The sequence below is a fragment of the Paraburkholderia strydomiana genome, from assembly GCF_031456815.1.
GTDB classification, from domain to species: Bacteria; Pseudomonadota; Gammaproteobacteria; order Burkholderiales; family Burkholderiaceae; genus Paraburkholderia; species Paraburkholderia caledonica.
The window spans coordinates 477,556-494,352 of the sequence record NZ_JAVDVL010000001.1 but is presented as its reverse complement, the minus strand read 5'-3'; the positions used below and the strand labels follow the sequence as shown (position 1 = coordinate 494,352).

Below are 16,797 nucleotides of genomic sequence, written 5' to 3'. Positions count from 1 at the left end.
TCCCTGTCAGCTTGCCGGATTGCGTGCCGTGACGATCCACGCCGCGCCGTCGATCATCACCGACCGCTCACCGGGGAGGCCCGCGAAGGCGGCACGAACTGCGGCCGACGCGCGGGCGCGGATGTCGTCGGGCTGATCAGCGAGCACGCGCGACAGCGGGCCGACCTCGAGCGTCATCTTCACCGCGTCGTCAATCGCAGCGTCCCGCGTCCCGCCCTCGCCAAACGGGACGGAAGCATCGAACGGCGCGATGGCGATATCGGTGAAGCCGGCTGCCGTCAGGATGCGCGACACCCGCCCCCGGTCGCCGAACGAAAATGGGCCGGGCGCTTCGGGATCGGGCGGCGCGCTCGACGGCAGGATGCCCTTGATCGCGCCCATCGGCAGGCGCACCCAAGCGTTCTCGGCCGCGCCGCGCCAGCAGACGAAAGCGACCCGGCCGCCCGGCCGCAGCGCGCGTCGCATATGGGCGAACGCCGCTGTCGGATCGTCGAAGAACATCACGCCGAAACGTGAGAACAGAATGTCGAACGCACCCTCGGGCAGCTCGGCGCTGCTGGCGTCCGCCATCTGGAACAGGGCCGGCGTACCCTGTGGCGCAAGCGCGCGCGCCCGGCCGATCAGCGGTTCGGATATGTCCACGCCCAGCACTTGGCCCTCCGGGCCGACGCGAGCGGCCAGTGCCAGACTCGACGCGCCCGCGCCGCAGCCGACGTCCAGCACGCGTTCGCCCGTGACGGGCGCGGCGGCTTCGATCGCGGCTTGGCCGAACACCGACACCATAGTGTCGAGCCGGGCCTGGTTGGCGACCCAACGCTTCCCGCTTTGACCATTCCAGTCGGCGACCTGATAAGCATTTTGCTCTGCCATGTCATCTCCTTGGGCTGATTCGTTCTTAGCTGAGCCATCCGATCCCAAAGTGCGCATCGTTTCCAGCGATCCCGCCTCCAGCTACCTGGTCACTGGGTGCCGCAGTGCCATCGACTCCAGGTGCGCGACCACGTGTGCGGATGCGCCAATGGACCGCAAACTCTCCAGCCACGGTTCCAACGGGATGTCCATGTAGGTGATTGGACGCCCCAAGACTCTTGTGAAATCTTCGGCGACCTCGCGAAGAGTCTCCGCACGGGGACCGGTCAGCTCGTAAGCCTTTCCAAGGTGAGACCCGGGATTCGCCAACACCTCTGTCACGCACCGCGCAACATTGTGGGCGGCGATTGGCGAGGTCTGCACCAAGTGCTCTCAGCGATTCTGCCCGGCCGGCATCCTGGCGGACCATGGTGCGCACCTTCCTCTCAAACCAGCATCGACTGCTGGGCGAAGATGCCCGCCATCGCGCCCTGCGATGACGCCTGGGTGACCGAGGGCAAGAAGGGCGTTGCGAGGTCGCCGGCGGCGTAGATGCCGGGCGTGCTGGTTTGGCGGCGCTCGTCGACCTTGAGAACGATGCCGAGGGGCGTATCCAACGTGGCGAGGCCTAGTGATTCATGCAGTATCGCGGACGGCTTGTTACGCGGATGGGCGAACAGGACGTCGACCGCAACATTGCGGCCTGTATCGAGATTGACGGTGGCGATATGGCCCTCGTGATGGGCGATCTCGACGATCCGGCCATCGACGACAGGTATCTTGCGGCGCGCCAGATCGGCCTGGATATCGGATGGAATGTCGTGACCATCGGAGAATACAGTCAACTTGTCGGTCCAATCGTGGAACAGCCTGACAGACTGGTGCGACTGCGGGCCGGACCAAACGAGGCCCCAATGCTGGCCGGCGACTTCAAAGCCATCGCAGTAGGGGCAGGGCACGATGGACGTGCCCCAGCTTTCGGCAAAGCCCGGAACATCAGGCATCTGGTCGGCGACGCCATAGCTCAGGATCAGACGGCGCGCCCTTAGCCTTTCGCTATCATCAGTGACCACGCAGAAATCGTCGATGGCGCCAGACACGCTCTCGGCACGGGCATTGACCAGCCTGATCGTTGGATAGCGCGCAAGTTGCTGCCGCGCCTCGAGCAGTATGTCCAGTGGCGGCTTGTGATCGTGGCCGAAGAGGCCATGGGAGTGGCCAGCAAAGCGGTTGCGCGGACGGCCGGTGTCAAGAACGGTGACGTTGCGGCGGGCACGGCCGAGTTGCAGGGCGGCCGCGAGGCCGGCAAAGCTGCCGCCGATGATGATGACGTCATTCATGGTGATGGGCTCCGTGTTGTGGATGGAGGGGGCTGGGCCTGGTGCGCAATATCGTCCAGCGATCCGCGGTCAAGATGGGCAGCGAGCAGGGCTTCGGCGTCGACGAGAAAGTCGCCCATCACTGTGAACCGGCGGGCCATTGCCGCTTCGATATCGCCGGGCGCCCTTTGGGGAACCTCGTCGGAGGACGCCAACCATTGGCTTGCGCATTCAAGATACTGCGTGGTATCGTAATTAAATAATTGAGATACTGTCAAGTACTGGAATTGTCGTGACCGAAAATCAACAGGCCCGACGTGGCCGGCCCGCCAATGAGGCGCTTGCCCAAACGATCCTTGACGCAGCGAGCGAACTGTTTGTGGAATTGGGTTTTCAAGCGACGACGTTGGACAAGGTCGCCCAGCGGGCGAAGATATCCAAGCTCAGCATCTATCGGCACTTCGAGAACAAGGAAGCGCTGTTCAGCGCGGCCATCGCGGCCGGCTGCCATCAGCTGTTTGCACCTCAGGTCCTTCTTGAAGGCGTCGACGGTTCGGTCGAAGATCAGCTCATGGCGGTGGGATCATCACTGCTTCGCACGCTGTTGAGATCAGATGTTCGCAGTGTCGAGGCCATGGTCATGGCCGACAAGACGAATCAAAACTCGTTAAGCAAGCTCCATTACGAAGCTGGCCCCGCCCATGTCATCGCCCAGATCGAGGCCCTGTTGCGTCAATTGCACGCGAAGGCGCTTCTGAACGTGCCCGATCCTCTCCGGTCCGCCCGCTTGTTTGCCGCGCTTTTCAAAGGATCCGATCTTCTGATGGTCGCACGCTTCGATCCGGTGAGAGCAGCGGACGACAACGAAATCGAATCCTATTGCCGGTCGGCCGTCGCCATGTTCATAGCCGCGCACGGTGGCATCTGAAGGTGCGCTATCGTGGCTTGATGAAGAACCCGCAGCAGTTGTTTCGATCCGTTGAATGACAAGCTGATTGGCTCGAGAGCAATCCGTGGGCGAAAGACGTCATCCTTGCAGGGCGTAAGCCTCCTCGCCAAATCACCGATCTGAGCGTCCGGAGAGGCCGATGATTTGTCCTCCAGGCGACGGCCCTGAATGACCGTTCCACTCCGATACCTACCCTTAGAACGGAGACTGCTCGACCAGCTGCAATGGCTCGGGTCCGGAAGTTCTAGCCCAGATGGCATGGGGACGCGCGGCGCTTGAATGGTGATCTTAGGCAACCGGCCAAAAGCGCTCATACTAGGTCGCAGACAATTCGAACGCTTCTTTTGCAACTTCCCATGGCAGGATGTAATTCGGACAGTCCAACGAGGATTGTGCGTGCTGTGCCGGGAGGAGCGGCTCCGGCTTGCGCGAAAGGACTCACATGATGTTACGTAATAGGCGAAACCAACCTGCCGACGCGCAAACTCATGGTGCCGAGCGCGGACTTGACCGCTTCGAGGGATTCAGCGACGCGGTTTTCGCAATCGCGCTGACCCTGCTGATCGTCGAGATCAAGGTCCCCGGATCTCCCGAGGGCACGCATGGCTACAGCGACCTGGCACGCGCCATGGCGGAGCAGTGGCGCGAATTTCTCGCGCTCATTCTCTGCTACGTCGTGATTGGGGCGTACTGGCTGCAACACCATTATTCGGGTCGCATTTACGCCAAGAGTGATCACTGGTTCGGCGTGATCAACCTCTTGTTCCTGCTGGCGATCGTCGTCATTCCTTATCCAATCCGCGTCTGGTGCTTCCACCTCGGCACGGGTTTCGAGCGCGTCGCGTCAGTGACCCTGGTTGCCGGTCTTGCCCTGACCGCCTGCACGTGGATGGCGAAGTGGTTCTACGCAATGCCAGGCCGCCGGCTGATGGACGAACGGCTCGCGCCCGATTTCCTCCAGCAGATGACACGCCGCTACGGCGTCGCGACGCTGCTCCAGATCGCTGCAATTCCCGTCGTCATCGCGGCGTCGCGCATCGGAGTCGCCATTGCACTGCTGTGCGTCGCCTTCTTTCTGCTGCCACAGCCCACGCCGCGCTACAAGCCCAAAGAGGAGCCGAGCGAGGCTGAGAAATTGAACAAGTAGCTATTGCGCGAGGTGAATCCAAAAACATTGACGCTGCGATGCCGCTCAGAACGCCGTGAACAGGCTCCGCAACACGACTTGCGCGTCGGTGAAGTTCTTCACATCGTCCATGACTTGCTGTGTTTTAGCGCTCGCCAGCGCGTCATGGACGCCTTGTTCCGAGGAAAAGGTGTAGACGCCGATGGATTTCCAGCCATCGGCTTCAGCGTAAGGAAAAAACGCCTCCGCAGATTGCATCCCGTACTCTTCCCAGCATGAGCGCGCCAGGTCGAAGTGATCATTCGCGTAGTAATCCCGATCGAATTTCGTGTTGGCGTCGCCGGTGCAGACCACGATCATCTTTGTCATATGCCTTTCTCTCTCCATTACCGTCATAAGGGCAACGTCGCCCGGCCCGCCATCGTTGTTGGGGGGAGGGCCGTGCTGGTCGATCTGATGGATTTGCCGTGGGTGCAACGCCCGGGGAGGTTAGTCGTCCTCTCGGGACATCCACTCAGGCGCTGATGCCGCCATCGACGAGAATGCCCGAACCGGTCACATAAGCGGCACCAGGTCCGGCGAGGAAGGCGACTGCCTCGGCAACCTCCCAGGTCTTGCCATAGCGGGCAATTCCCAGGTTCGGAAGAATGGAAGGCGCGAGCGGGCCGTCGGCGGGATTCATGTCGGTGTCGATCGGGCCGGGGCGCACCAGATTGACGGTGATGTCACGAGGGCCCACTTCACGCGCAAGACCGCGCGTGAAACTCTCCATCGCCGATTTGGTGGCCGAATAAACGGCTATGCCAGGAAACGGGACAGACAGGCCTGCGTTGCTGCCGATAGTGATGATGCGGCCGCCGTTCGGGAGGTGCTTCAACGCAGCCTGGGTCGCCACGAAGACGCCGCGCACATTGACGTTCAACTGCAGATTCATCTCCTCCAGCGACTGCTCGGAGAAGGGGCCGGCGATGAGGACACCAGCGTTGTTCACCAGGATGTCCAACCCGCCAAGGTCGGCGACGGCCTGTTCGACCGCGGTCTGCGTGGCGTCCGGGCTGCCGGCGTCGGCCTGGATGGCGACGGCCGTGCGGCCCAGAGCGCGGATTTCAGCGGCGAGCGCCTCGGCCTTTGCGGCCGATTTCTCATAGGTGATCGCGACGTCGGCGCCGTCTTCGGCCAGCTTCAGTGCGATGGCCGCGCCGATGCCACGTGCTGCACCGGTCACAAGCGCGCGCTTGCCGGCGAGAGGAAAGGTGGAACTGTTCATGGCAAGAATTTCTATGTTTGGATAATTTCGTATCGATCTTGATTCTTCATGATTCCCGGAGTCTCCAACTTAGTCCGGCTGCCAGTGCCAGTGACGCGCCGATGGCCAATGAAGCCACCGCAAAGCCCAACTGCACGTCCTGAGCGCTTGCACCATCAGGCGCGATCGCTATGAATAGACCGCCGAACAAGGCGACGCTTACTGCAGCGCTGATCTGCAACGTAGCGCTTACCAGGCCCGAGGCGAGCCCCGCCCAACGTGTTTCCACATGGTCTACGTTCAGGCGCACTAGCGCAGGAAGGGCGATACCTTGCCCGGCGCCAATCAAAAACAACGGCAACGCAAGCCACGACGACGCACCGGCGAAAGCCAGCGCTGCGACCATGATCAGACCGAACACTTCCAGAACCATGCCAAACGCGGCAGTGCGCGTGCCTATACGCCGGGCGATGTACGGGCTGCACAGTGGACCGAGGAAGAACCCGATGCCGAGCGGCACGATGGCCAGGCCGGCCGTCAACGCGTCGTGGCGCAGGCTGGCCTGTTCATACACGGCAAACACCAGGAAGAACGCAGCGAGCGCGTAGAAGAAGAACGTTGACGCCAAGCTTCGTCGCAACTTGCGCACGGCTAGAAGCGAGGGCAGAACGAGAGGAGTTCCGCCGGCGCGCTCCTGTGCCTTTTCGTACTGCCAGAAGGCCCATAGCAAGGGCATGCTCAGGATCAGCGGCGCTATGCACCACCACGGCCAGTGGTGTTCTTGCCCCTCGATGAGCGGAACCACGAGCGCCAGCAAGCCAACCGCCAGCAGCAACGCCCCTGGCACGTCCAGGCGAGGCGAACGCTCGGCTCGGCTTTCACGCAGCAGCATCGTTGCAGCTGGAACGGCAATGATGATGATCGGCAGGTTGATCAAAAATACGCTGCGCCACCCCAGTCCCCACGGACTGGCGGAAACCAGCATTCCCCCCAGCAGCTGACCGCCCACAGAGGCCAGGCCGAATGTCGCGCCGTATAGACTCAGCGCGCGATTCTTTTCTCTTTCCGGGAAGATCGCGTGTATCGAGGCCAATGATTGCGGTGCCATGATCGCTGCGGAGATCCCTTGCAGCAGCCGGCCGACGACAAGCATGTCCGACGACGGTGCCAGGCCACACCACGCCGAAGCGACCCCAAAGCCAAGCATGCCAGCGATGAATACGCGCTTCCGGCCATAAAGATCGCCGAGGCGACCGCCCAGGATCAGGGTGACGGCATAGGCCGCGGCGTACACCGAGATCACCAGCTGCGAGACATCTGAAGATGCTTGCAGGCCTGTACGTATGGTAGGTAGCGCCACGTTGACGATGAAGAAGTCCAAAGGTGGCAGCAGCGTGCCGGTCAACAGCACTGCCAGGGCGAGCCAGCGCCGGGAGTCGGAGGCTGCTGTCCCAGTGATAACAACCTGCCGGGCTTCGGTATTCATATCTTGAGGTTCCAGATCAGACTGGCTTGGGATTGGCGCGCAGTCGGTTCGCGGGGACATCCGTTTATCGAGCCGTATAGTGCTCCGAACAACATTGTTCGAATACTGACGTCCATGTATATTTGCCGTGCAATTTTGTACGGAGATCGGGCATGGAATGGAACGACGTTCGCATCTTCCTGGCAGTAGCTCGCAGCGGGTCCTTCGGCGAGTCCGCCCGGATGCTGGATGTGAGCCATCCGACAGTGGGTCGGCGAATCAAGGTGCTCGAGGACGAAGCAAAGCAGCCGCTTTTTCGTCGGACAAAGGACGGACTCGTGCTCACGGACGCCGGGGACACCGTGCTCGCGCTGGCAGAATCCATGGAGGATGCCGCGCTGTCCATGGAAAGGCGTCTGAGCGGCAACAACCAACGCCTCGAAGGCATCCTGCGGATCTCATCGGCGGACTGGTTTGCCGGTTATGTACTGGCTCCCGTCCTGGCCGAGTTGACGCGCCGTCATCCTGCTGTCGTGCCGGAAGTGATTGCAAGCTATCGACTACTCGATCTCTCACGTCGTGAGGCGGACGTCGCCTTTCGCATCGTGCCGTTCAGCGAGCCGGACATTGTTCAGCGCCGTCTAATGCGAATTCAATATGGTCTCTATGCGTCGGCGGCAACCGCACAGGCGTTGCAGGACGATCCGGCATCCGTAGGGCTCATTCTCATGAATACCGCGCAGTCGCACTTTCCCGACGTCAGTTGGGTGCTGGAGAGGTTTCCGCTTTCACGACGAGCCTTCACAAGCACAAATCGAACGGTCCAGGCACAGATGTGCCTGAGAGGGGTAGGTATTGCGGTGCTGCCAAGGCCACTTGGCGATGCAATCTCCGGATTGCATCGCATCGACACGCCCGATCAACCTCCCATGCGGGATTTGTGGGTTGGCTATCATCAGGACCTGCGACACATGGATCGCTTGCGCGCGATGCTGGATATCGCCGAGACGATGCTGTCGGATTCGATGACTGCAGCCCAGTGAGTAAACCGATCGCGATGCTGCACTGATAGCTGGCTCAAGCCCGCCGATTATTTGTTGCCAAGTCGGCTGCACGCGTCGACGCGCGAGTACGCCCGCATTTGGGCCAATGAGCTCGTAGGTGAATAACTACGGGTACTGCAGGATGTTGATGATCGTACCGTCGGGGTCTCGAACCATCGTCGACCGTAAGCCGTCTGCAGAGAGAGGCTTGAGTTTCCATTCGAAGACCGCGCCTTCATTCTCGAGGTGAGATGTGACGGCTTCGAGGCTCGATGTGCGAAAAACGATCGCCTTCGCCCCGGTCCGGTCGATGTGCGGCCCCGGCACAATATTCGCGTCCGGATTGCGAACGGTCGTTGCACGCGACAGAAGTTCGATCCGCATGTCGTCTCTTTCGAGAATCTGGAAATCGGCCTCGAGTGGTTCGATGTAGGTCGAGTATCCTCGACGAAACCCGAAGAGGCGCCCGTACCAGTCTGCGGATCGATTAATGTCAGTCACCGAGACAGCGACGTTATCGAATTCAATCAACTGCTGCGTCGGCAACTCCGATTTGCTCAGGTCAGTCATTCATATTTCTCCACAGGTGGCGCATCACGTCACTCGCGACCGCGCACGCTACGAGTCGGTGTGTTTGCGACGGTGCCGGCTTGCGATTTCTTCGTTCGACCACTCGAGAGCTTTGCCACGCGGCCTTCGGGCTCCTTCGATCGTGCGTTCGTGCCCGTTTCGTTACGCACCAGCTCACGAATGCCCGCCGCCGCGAAGCGCACGAGGTCGGAATAGTGCGCCGTCGACTTCCTCGCGCGGTCCCGTGCGCCCAGTCGCATCGCCCGGCCATTGAGTGCATGGGCCTGCTGCCGCGCTCCCACCGAAAACAGATACGCCCACACCGCCTGCTCGCGTGCAATGCCAGGCAAGACCGTATGCAGGGCGTCGATGAATCGCTCCGCGATCGGGTCATAGTAGGTTTCGCGAATGCGCCGTGAACGCTCGTCGCTGCCGAGACTGACGGACGCGACGAGTTGCACGTAAAGCGCGAGATTCACTGCGTCCTCGCCATGAAAAATTTCCGACAGCGGGGTGAATGCGATCGTCAGCACGTCTTCGACGGTCGCGGTGCTTTCGCTCGCGAACAGGGCGTCGAGCAGCTTGCCACGGTGCTGATTAATCGCCGACGACCGTCGCTCGAACACGGCCTCGTAGAGCTTGTCCTTGGTCGCGTAGTGATAATGCACGAGCGCCTGCGCGACGCCCGCTTCCTCTGCGATGTTCCGCATGCTTGCGCCGGCGTAGCCGTGCTCACCGAACACCCGTTCGGCCGCATTCAGGATCGCGGAGAGGCGGGTGCCCGGCGCGTGCTCTGGTTCCTGAGCACTGTTGCCCGTGCGTGCCGACACCTTCTTTTCGCGTTCTGTCTTCATCCAGGCGACTCCCTCACCGTACTATTCGATCGATCAGTCAGTATATCGCGATCAGCATACGACGCGATATACCGGGCAGCGCGCGCCGTTACCCAAGAAATTCCGGTTCGGGCAGTCCTTTCACGCCGGGACGTACTGCGAGCACATTGCCCGCGAGCGGTTGCTGCGCGAGCTCCTTCTCGCTCATGCGCCGGCGCGCCGTAGTGATAAAGAGGGTGTCGAGATCGGGACCGCCGAAGCACAGGCTGCTCACGCGCCGCACCGGAAGATTGATGACCATGTCGATTCGTCCGCGCGGGTCGTAGCGCGTGACGCACCAGCCGTCCATGTTCGCGCTCCAGAAGCACCCGTCGGCATCGACGGTCGAGCCGTCGCAGATACCACGTCCGAGCGGAACTTCGGCGAACTCGCGGCGGTTATAGATGGCGCCGTCGACGGAGTCGTAGTCGAACACGTCGATCTGGCAACTGAACGAGTCGGTCATGTACATCAGGCGGTTATCCGGGCTAAAGCTGAGCCCGTTGATGCACGTGATGCCTTCCATGATGAGTTTCGGCTTCAGATCGGGATCCAGCCGGAACAAACGTCCGCGCGGGGTGTATGCGGCCGCTTCCACGGTGCCCGACCAGTAGCGGCCGTGCCTGTCGCATTTGCCGTCATTGAAACGGTTCTTCGGACGCTCGGCATCGGGACGCGCAACTTCGGTCAGCTCACCGGTTTCGGGCGAGAAGAAGTAGAAGCCCGAGCGCATGCCTACGATCAGGCCGCCTTTGGCGCGCAGGCCGATGCTGCCGATCTCTTCCTGCATCGGCCAGCTCTTCTTGGCGCCGCTTGAAATGTCGAGGCGATGGATCGATTGACCGATCCCATCCACCCACCAGAGAAGTTGCGTTTTCTCATCCCAGATGATCGACTCGCCGAGCACATCGGGCGTGGAATCGACCACATCGATGACCGAACCTACCATATCGATCGGTCTGGTAATACTGCTGACAGTCATGCTGCCTCCTTGATTTGTGAAGTGATGCAGACGGGAAGTATCGGGTCCCGCTCAGGCGGCCACTTCTCTCATGCGAGCGATGCCTTCCAGCGCGAGTCCGTATCCGAGCACGTCGTGCAGTCGTGCTTTCAGTTCCTGGTTCAGGCAGGTGCGTGTATAGCGTCGCACGAGACGCGGCTGCTTGAGCATCAGCCTGGCGAGTTCGCGGGCGCGCGGCAAAAGTTCGGCCGACGGCAGCACTTCGTTCACTAATCCCATTTCAAGCGCCGCGCTTGCGGGAATGCTCTGACCTGTCAGAAGAAAGTAATGGCCGCGCGCGCGACCCATCAGCAGCGGCATGATCAGATGCATGCCGTCGCCCGGCACCATGCCTCCCTGGAAGTGTGCGGTGTCCTGGATCGTCGCGGTGTCGGATGCGAGCACGATGTCTCCAAGCAGCGGGATCTCCGCATGCCGCACGGCCGGGCCGTTGATGACGCTGATCACCGGCGCCTCGATGTTGAGCAGGTTGATGAGCAGATGCTTCGCTTCCCAGTAGATCGGATCGTAGACCGTGGGCGTCATCGAATTGCGGTTCTGATGCATGCCGGGCGCAATGGCCGGTCCGCTGAAGGCATCGCCCGTGCCGGTCATGATCACGACCTCGTTGTCGCGATCTCGTCCTACATCGAGAAAAGCCTGCTCGAACTCGCGATGGGCTGTCAGATTCCATACCAGTGGCTCGCCGTGCGTGTGGAAGTGCATCTCCAGTACGCCATCGGTACGTGTCATGCGGATGGTCTCGAATTTGTCTGAGTACTCGTTGAAGGTGCTCACGGCTCTTTCCTCTGATGAAGGTTGAAAAGTCCCTCTGACGCCTGTCGCAAACGGGTCGCTGTTGGCCAGGCGAGGTGTTCAGCTGCCGATACTATTCCTGACTGATCGATCAGTCAACAAGGGAAAGTCCCCGGCGAGATCGGCCGTGTTTCGGGTTGACCGGAAGTCGGCTCGTCGGCTACTGTGCTGACTGTTCGATCGATCAGTTTTCGGCGCGAACGTTCCGCCGCCTTCGGGCGCGCCCCCCAAAAAGAGCAGACGCCGCCGGACCATCTGCGCGCCGACAGGCTCAAGGAGACAGCCTCATGAAACGCTTTCCGTCATTCACGTGCCGTTCCATTCCACTTCATTGAGAGGGTCATCATGTCGCGCAAAATCGCTCTCGATGTACACGCCCCCGCTCAGGTAACGGCCTCGGAAGACACGCAGCACGCGCTTTACCTCAAAGTCGCGATGCGACTCGTGCCGCTTCTGATCGTGTGCTATGTGATCGCATATCTGGACCGCATCAACGTCGGCTTCGCGAAGCTGCAGATGCAGGACGCACTCGGCTTCAGCGAGGCCGTGTACGGACTAGGCGCGGGAATATTTTTCATCGGCTACTTTCTGTTCGAAGTGCCGAGCAATCTGCTTCTGCAACGCATCGGCGCACGTAAGACCATCACGCGCATCATGGTTCTATGGGGTTTCACCGGCTGCGCAATGGCGACCGTATCGAGCCCGACCGCGTTCTACGTACTGCGCTTTCTGCTCGGCGTGTTCGAGGCGGGCTTTTTTCCCGGCGTCGTCTACTTCCTGAGTCAATGGTTCCCGCGCAACCGTCGCGGGCAGATTCTCGGTCTCTTCATGACCGGATTTCCGATCGCGGGGATGATCGGCGGTCCGGTGTCGGGTTGGGCGATGTCGCGGCTCGCGGGCGTTGCGGGTCTGGCGGGCTGGCAGTGGCTCTACATCGTGGAAGCGGCGCCGGCGGTGCTGCTTGGCATCGTGACCTGGTTCACCCTTTCGGACGACATCGAGCGAGCGAAATGGCTCACCGAACCGGAGCGCGACAGCTTGCGCCACGCATTGCGCGACGACGGCCGCGAAGCCGGCGCGGAACACGCCGGGCAGTTGCGGCAGGTCATCGCCGACCCGAAGGTGTACGTGATCAGCTTCGCCTATTTCACCTTTATTTGCGGCACTTATGCGCTGAGCTTCTGGGTGCCGACGGTACTGAAGAGCGCAGGCGCGACGAGCGTGGAGCGCATTGGCTGGCTCTCGGCCATTCCGTACGGCATCGCCACGATCGGCATGGTGCTGATCTGCCGCAACTCAGACAGGCTTCTCGAACGTCGCTGGCACGGTGCACTGGCGGCCCTGGCAGGCGCGACCGCACTTTCACTGCTACCGCTTCTGGCGCATGATCTGACTGCGACCATCGTGCTCCTGACGATCGCATCGACCACGGTGTTCGTCACGATTCCGCTGTTGTGGTCGCTCGCGTCCGACTATTTCGCCGGGTCGCCCGCCGCTGCTCCGGCGATCGCATTCGTCAACAGCCTTGGTCTGCTCGGCGGTTTCGCCAGTCCGTTCGCGATGGGCTGGCTCAAGACGCTGAGCGGCACACTCAACAGCGGACTTTTTCTGATGACGACACTGCTGGCGCTCGGCGCATGCGCGATGCTTTGCGTGCGCGTGGGACGCCAGGCGAGCCGATGAGCAACCAACGAACGGCGAGGTCCGGGCAATCGGGCCGTCGCGCGACAAACATGGAACAGACTTTCAAGGACGCGTCGTCGGGCAGCCTGCTCGGGGAGAACGTGGCGCGTCTGGACGCAGCGCGCTTCGTTTCGGGGCGCGTCGATTACAGTGCCGATCTCATTCCCGCAGGCGCGCTCCATCTAGCCATCCTGCGCAGCGCTCACGCGTGTGCGACGATCGTCTCGATCGACCTCTCCGGTGCGCTCGCCATGCCGGGTGTCGTCGCGGGCCTCACGGGAGAGGACGCAGCGCGCATGAGCGATGCAATGCCGCCGGCCATGGATCTTCCCGCACAAGGCGCACGCGGGCCTTTACAAAGTCGTTGCCTTGCACTCGAGCACGCGACGTATTTCGGCCAACCGGTCGCGGCGCTCGTGGCGACGTCGGTGCACGACGCGCAAGCCGCGCTCGCGAAGATTCGCGTCGAATACGAGGTGCAAGCGGCAACCGCGAACGCACGCGACGCCCTGCGCGAAGGTGCACCGGTGGTTCAGCCCGGCTGGGATACCAACCTGTTCGTGCGCGACCGCATTCGTTCTGGGGACGCCGATGCTGCATTCGAGCGCGCGGCGCACATCGCACGAGGGGAACTGACGGTCGGCCCGTCGACCAGTGCGCCAATGGAAACGCTGTGCTACGTCGCCCAGTGGGACGCACGCGGCGAGCGTTACACGTTGACCGGCACGTTCCAGAACCCTCATACGAGCCGCTGGCTGATTGTAGCGGCCTTGCGCGTGAAGGAGTCGCAGGTCCGCGTGATCGCGCCGCGCATCGGCGGTACGTTCGGGCTGAAGATGGCTGGGCATCCCGAAGAAGTGCTGGTCGCGCTGTTCAGCCGGATCACGAAACGCCCGGTCGCCTGGGTCGAGGAACGGCGCGAAACACTGCTCGCCGGTGCGCGTTCGCAGCATCACAGCTATGAGATCGCGGCGGATGAGCACGGCAGGCTCATCGGCTGGCGTGACCGCATCATGGTGGATGTCGGCATTATCGGCGCCGGTCATAGCTGGGCGATGGCGCTCGTCACGCCGGCCGTGTTTCCGACCGTCTATACGATTGAGCACTGCGACGTCGAGTGCTCTCTCGCGATCACCAATCGACCGCCCTGGCAAGCCATACGCGGTTACGGCAAAGAGATCGGCAACCTCGTGCTGGAACATGCAATCGATCGGCTGGCACGGCAAACTGGCATGGATCCAGTCGAATTGCGCCGTCGCAATCTGGTCGCACGGGACGCCTTGCCGCGTTTGCTGCCGTCCGGGCTGAACGTGGATAGCGGCGACTATCCGGGCGGCCTTGAGCAGTTGCTGACGATGTTCGATTACGAGCAATGGCAGGAGCGCGCAAGCGCGGCGCGTACCAGCGAGCGTCGCATCGGTATTGGCATTGCGTTCGAACTGACGCCGGAAGGCGGCGCGCGGCCCGGTAACTTCCCCAATGGATACGAGACATCCACCGTTCGCATGATGCCGTCGGGCGACGTGCAGGTGCTGACGGGCGTGACGTCTCCGGGCAGCGGCAGCGATACCGGCATTGCGCAGATGGTCGCCGGTGAACTCGGCCTGCGCGCGGACCAGGTCAGCGTGATCGAAGGGGACACGGACGTGACGCCGCTCGGCACCGGCAACGCCAGCAGCCGTGCGCTGATGTACGGCGGGACCGCCGCGTATCTCGCCGCGCAGGAGTTGCGCGCACGCCTCTCTCAGTGCGCCGTCAACCTGCTCGGCGGTGCGCCGGAAGACATTTCACTGCGCGACGGTCATGCGTGGCGCGAGTCGAACGGCACGAAGATCGCAGTGGCCGAACTCGCGCTAGGGGCGCATCTGCGGCCATTCACCGTGGCCGCCGGCGTGACGCTGCCGCTCGAAGTGACGCGCAGCTTCGCGCCGCAGAATGTGCGCGTGGAGCCGGATGCGCAAGGCCGCATCGCCACATACCCGACGTTCTCGTATTCCGTACATGCCGTGGCGCTCGAGCTCGACATGGCGACCGGCAACAGCAGGCTACTCGACTATGCCGTGGTGCACGACTGCGGCGCAATGGTCAATCCGGCGCTCGCCGAAGCGCAGCTCAGGGGCGCGGTCGTGATGGGCATCGGTGTCGCGCTTTGGGAACTGATCAAGTTCGATGAACATCAACGCATGATTACCGATCGCTTCAAAAGTTATTTACTACCTCGCGCTAACGATCTTCCGTCCATTCGCGTCGGACATCGCGTGACGCTAAATCCGTTTCATCCGCTCGGCATGAAGGGCGCGGGCGAATCGGGGCTAGGCGGTGCGCTCTCAGCGGTGACCAATGCCGTGGCGAATGCACTCGGTGACGACGCGCGCCTGACGCACGTGCCGGCGACGCCGGCGCGCGTGATGGCGTCCCTTGAGGAGCGACGCGCGTGATCGGCCATTACTTCGATTTTCACCAACCGAGGGACCTCGACGAAGCGGCCGCCTTGCTAGCCGCCTTTCGCGAGGATGCCTCGGTGCTCGGCGGCGGCACGATACTGGTGCCGTCGATGTCGGCGAATCTCGTGTGTCCCGGACATGTCATCAGTCTTGGTGCGCTCCGTCTGGATGAAATCGCGCTCGACGATACGCATCTGCACATCGGCGCGATGACGACCTATGCGCAATTGCTCGCTTCACCGCTCGTGGCGCGCCATGCGCCGCTGCTTGCGGCGATGGCCGCGCAGGTCACCGGTGGTGCATCGATCGTCAATCAGGGCACGCTCGGTGGGGCAGCAAGCTTCGCGAATCCTTCGTCCGACGCACCGGGATGTCTCGCGGCGCTCGAGGCAGAGTTCGAGTTGCGCTCGTCACAGGGCGTGCGTCATGTCGCTGCGCGAGAGTTTTTTATCGACGCCTTTTGCACCGCGCGCCGCGCAGACGAGTTTCTCATTGGCGTACGCGTGCCGCGCGATACGACGTTCGTAGCCTGTGAGTATCAGAAGTACAAGGCGAGTGCGAGTTCGTGGCCCATCGTGACCGTTGCGTGTTCGCTGCATCGGGGCGAGCAGAGCAGTGTGCGGCTTGCCGTCGGCGCGGCCGGCCGACGGCCGGCGTATCGCCGCTTCGCGACCGACGAACGGGTGTTGCTCTCACCCGATGCGTTTATCGAGCACGCGGCAGCGAGTGCGCGAGATCTTGTCGGCGAAGGCTGGAGCGATGAACTCGCGGACGCGGACTATCGGCGCGCCGTTGTGCCTGGCGTCGTGAAACGGCATTTACGCATCCTGCTCACGGGAACGAAGACATGAAAGGAACGATCGAGGTGCGGCTCACGCTCAATGGCGAGCCGCGATCTGAACGAGTGGACTCGCGACTGTTGCTCGTCGAACTCATCCGCGATGCACTCGAAGCGAAAGGCACGCGCATCGGATGCCTGACCGGCGATTGCGGCGCGTGCACGGTGTTGCTCGACGGCGAGGTAAGGAAGTCCTGTCTTGTGCTTGCGGCGTCGATATCCGGAAACGACGTGCGGACGATCGAAGGCCTCAGCGGAATCGAGGCGCTGCAGGAGGCGTTCATTGCGGAGAACGGGTTTCAATGCGGATTCTGCACGAGCGGCATGCTGATCGCGGCGGCGGACCTCCTGAGGCATAACTCGTCGCCGAGTCACGAAGAGATACGTCACGCGATCAGCGGCAATCTGTGCCGGTGCACCGGCTACGAGAGCATCGTCAATGCGATCCATCGCGCGGCGCACGGCGACAAGACGTGCGCCGCGGCCGACAACCCAGGCTAGCAGCGTTCTCGCGGTCTTTATCACGATGCCGATCGGTCCGCCGCGATAAACGGTGAAGCCGCGAGACGCGCCTGAA

16 protein-coding genes are annotated in these 16,797 nt (G+C 62.1%); 7 read left to right on the top strand and 9 right to left on the bottom strand.

Annotated elements, in window-relative coordinates; genetic code table 11:
* Nucleotides 1-6: 6 nt before the first annotated feature.
* Together J2W46_RS02225 and J2W46_RS02220 are read right to left on the bottom strand one after the other, a co-directional pair.
* On the bottom strand, nt 7-870 hold the full coding sequence (locus tag J2W46_RS02225) for a class I SAM-dependent methyltransferase (RefSeq protein ID WP_310350914.1): 864 nt from the start codon (nt 868-870) through the stop codon (nt 7-9).
* Nucleotides 871-1,295: 425 nt separating this feature from the next.
* Nucleotides 1,296-2,189, bottom strand: a complete 894-nt coding sequence (locus J2W46_RS02220; protein WP_310350912.1) for an NAD(P)/FAD-dependent oxidoreductase — start codon at nt 2,187-2,189, stop codon at nt 1,296-1,298.
* A 271-nt stretch (nt 2,190-2,460) separates the two neighbouring features.
* On the opposite strand from J2W46_RS02220, the gene J2W46_RS02215 reads away from it, so the two are divergent.
* The gene (locus J2W46_RS02215; RefSeq protein ID WP_310350910.1) at nt 2,461-3,096 is read left to right on the top strand and encodes a TetR/AcrR family transcriptional regulator; all 636 of its coding nucleotides are present in this window, start codon (nt 2,461-2,463) and stop codon (nt 3,094-3,096) included.
* Between the two features lie 445 nt (nt 3,097-3,541).
* The gene (locus J2W46_RS02210; protein ID WP_310350907.1) at nt 3,542-4,264 is read left to right on the top strand and encodes a TMEM175 family protein; all 723 of its coding nucleotides are present in this window, start codon (nt 3,542-3,544) and stop codon (nt 4,262-4,264) included.
* A gap of 45 nt (nt 4,265-4,309) precedes the next feature.
* Here J2W46_RS02210 and J2W46_RS02205 read toward each other — a convergent pair whose 3' ends face one another.
* From J2W46_RS02205 to J2W46_RS02195, 3 genes are all read right to left on the bottom strand, one after another.
* Nucleotides 4,310-4,612 (bottom strand): EthD family reductase, encoded by a 303-nt coding sequence (locus tag J2W46_RS02205; RefSeq protein WP_087751126.1) that lies wholly within the window; start codon nt 4,610-4,612, stop codon nt 4,310-4,312.
* 145 nt (nt 4,613-4,757) lie between these two features.
* Nucleotides 4,758-5,510, bottom strand: a complete 753-nt coding sequence (locus J2W46_RS02200; RefSeq protein ID WP_006047405.1) for an SDR family oxidoreductase — start codon at nt 5,508-5,510, stop codon at nt 4,758-4,760.
* A 46-nt stretch (nt 5,511-5,556) separates the two neighbouring features.
* On the bottom strand, nt 5,557-6,975 hold the full coding sequence (locus J2W46_RS02195) for an MFS transporter (RefSeq protein ID WP_310350904.1): 1,419 nt from the start codon (nt 6,973-6,975) through the stop codon (nt 5,557-5,559).
* Between the two features lie 152 nt (nt 6,976-7,127).
* Between J2W46_RS02195 and J2W46_RS02190 the strand changes: the two genes are divergently transcribed.
* Complete coding sequence (locus J2W46_RS02190; RefSeq protein ID WP_088173854.1) at nt 7,128-7,997, top strand: LysR family transcriptional regulator; 870 nt, start codon at nt 7,128-7,130, stop codon at nt 7,995-7,997.
* 126 nt (nt 7,998-8,123) lie between these two features.
* On the opposite strand, the gene J2W46_RS02185 is transcribed toward J2W46_RS02190, so the two are convergent.
* The 4 genes from J2W46_RS02185 to J2W46_RS02170 all read right to left on the bottom strand — a co-directional run bounded on the left by J2W46_RS02185 (nt 8,124) and on the right by J2W46_RS02170 (nt 11,237).
* On the bottom strand, nt 8,124-8,567 hold the full coding sequence (locus tag J2W46_RS02185) for a VOC family protein (protein ID WP_131318555.1): 444 nt from the start codon (nt 8,565-8,567) through the stop codon (nt 8,124-8,126).
* Nucleotides 8,568-8,596: 29 nt separating this feature from the next.
* Entirely contained in the window at nt 8,597-9,421 is an 825-nt protein-coding gene (locus J2W46_RS02180) for a TetR/AcrR family transcriptional regulator (RefSeq protein ID WP_310350902.1), read from the bottom strand.
* Nucleotides 9,422-9,509: 88 nt separating this feature from the next.
* The gene (locus J2W46_RS02175) at nt 9,510-10,421 is read right to left on the bottom strand and encodes an SMP-30/gluconolactonase/LRE family protein (RefSeq protein ID WP_310350900.1); all 912 of its coding nucleotides are present in this window, start codon (nt 10,419-10,421) and stop codon (nt 9,510-9,512) included.
* A gap of 51 nt (nt 10,422-10,472) precedes the next feature.
* A complete protein-coding gene (locus J2W46_RS02170) occupies nt 10,473-11,237 on the bottom strand; it encodes an enoyl-CoA hydratase/isomerase family protein (RefSeq protein ID WP_006047399.1) in 765 nt (254 codons plus the stop codon).
* Between the two features lie 363 nt (nt 11,238-11,600).
* Here J2W46_RS02170 and J2W46_RS02165 point away from each other — a divergent pair, with 363 nt between their 5' ends.
* From J2W46_RS02165 to J2W46_RS02150, 4 genes are read left to right on the top strand one after another with little or no spacing between them, the layout of a single operon-like run.
* Complete coding sequence (locus tag J2W46_RS02165) at nt 11,601-12,938, top strand: MFS transporter (protein WP_310350896.1); 1,338 nt, start codon at nt 11,601-11,603, stop codon at nt 12,936-12,938.
* Between the two features lie 50 nt (nt 12,939-12,988).
* A complete protein-coding gene (locus tag J2W46_RS02160; protein ID WP_310350892.1) occupies nt 12,989-15,376 on the top strand; it encodes a xanthine dehydrogenase family protein molybdopterin-binding subunit in 2,388 nt (795 codons plus the stop codon).
* Nucleotides 15,373-16,233 carry an FAD binding domain-containing protein gene (locus J2W46_RS02155; RefSeq protein WP_310350889.1) on the top strand — a complete coding sequence of 287 codons (861 nt, stop codon included), beginning with the start codon at nt 15,373-15,375 and terminating at the stop codon, nt 16,231-16,233. Before J2W46_RS02160 ends, J2W46_RS02155 begins: the two co-directional genes overlap by 4 nt.
* The gene (locus tag J2W46_RS02150; RefSeq protein WP_204521632.1) at nt 16,230-16,721 is read left to right on the top strand and encodes a (2Fe-2S)-binding protein; all 492 of its coding nucleotides are present in this window, start codon (nt 16,230-16,232) and stop codon (nt 16,719-16,721) included. The genes J2W46_RS02155 and J2W46_RS02150 overlap by 4 nt, the downstream gene beginning before the upstream one ends.
* Nucleotides 16,722-16,797 lie beyond the last annotated feature (76 nt).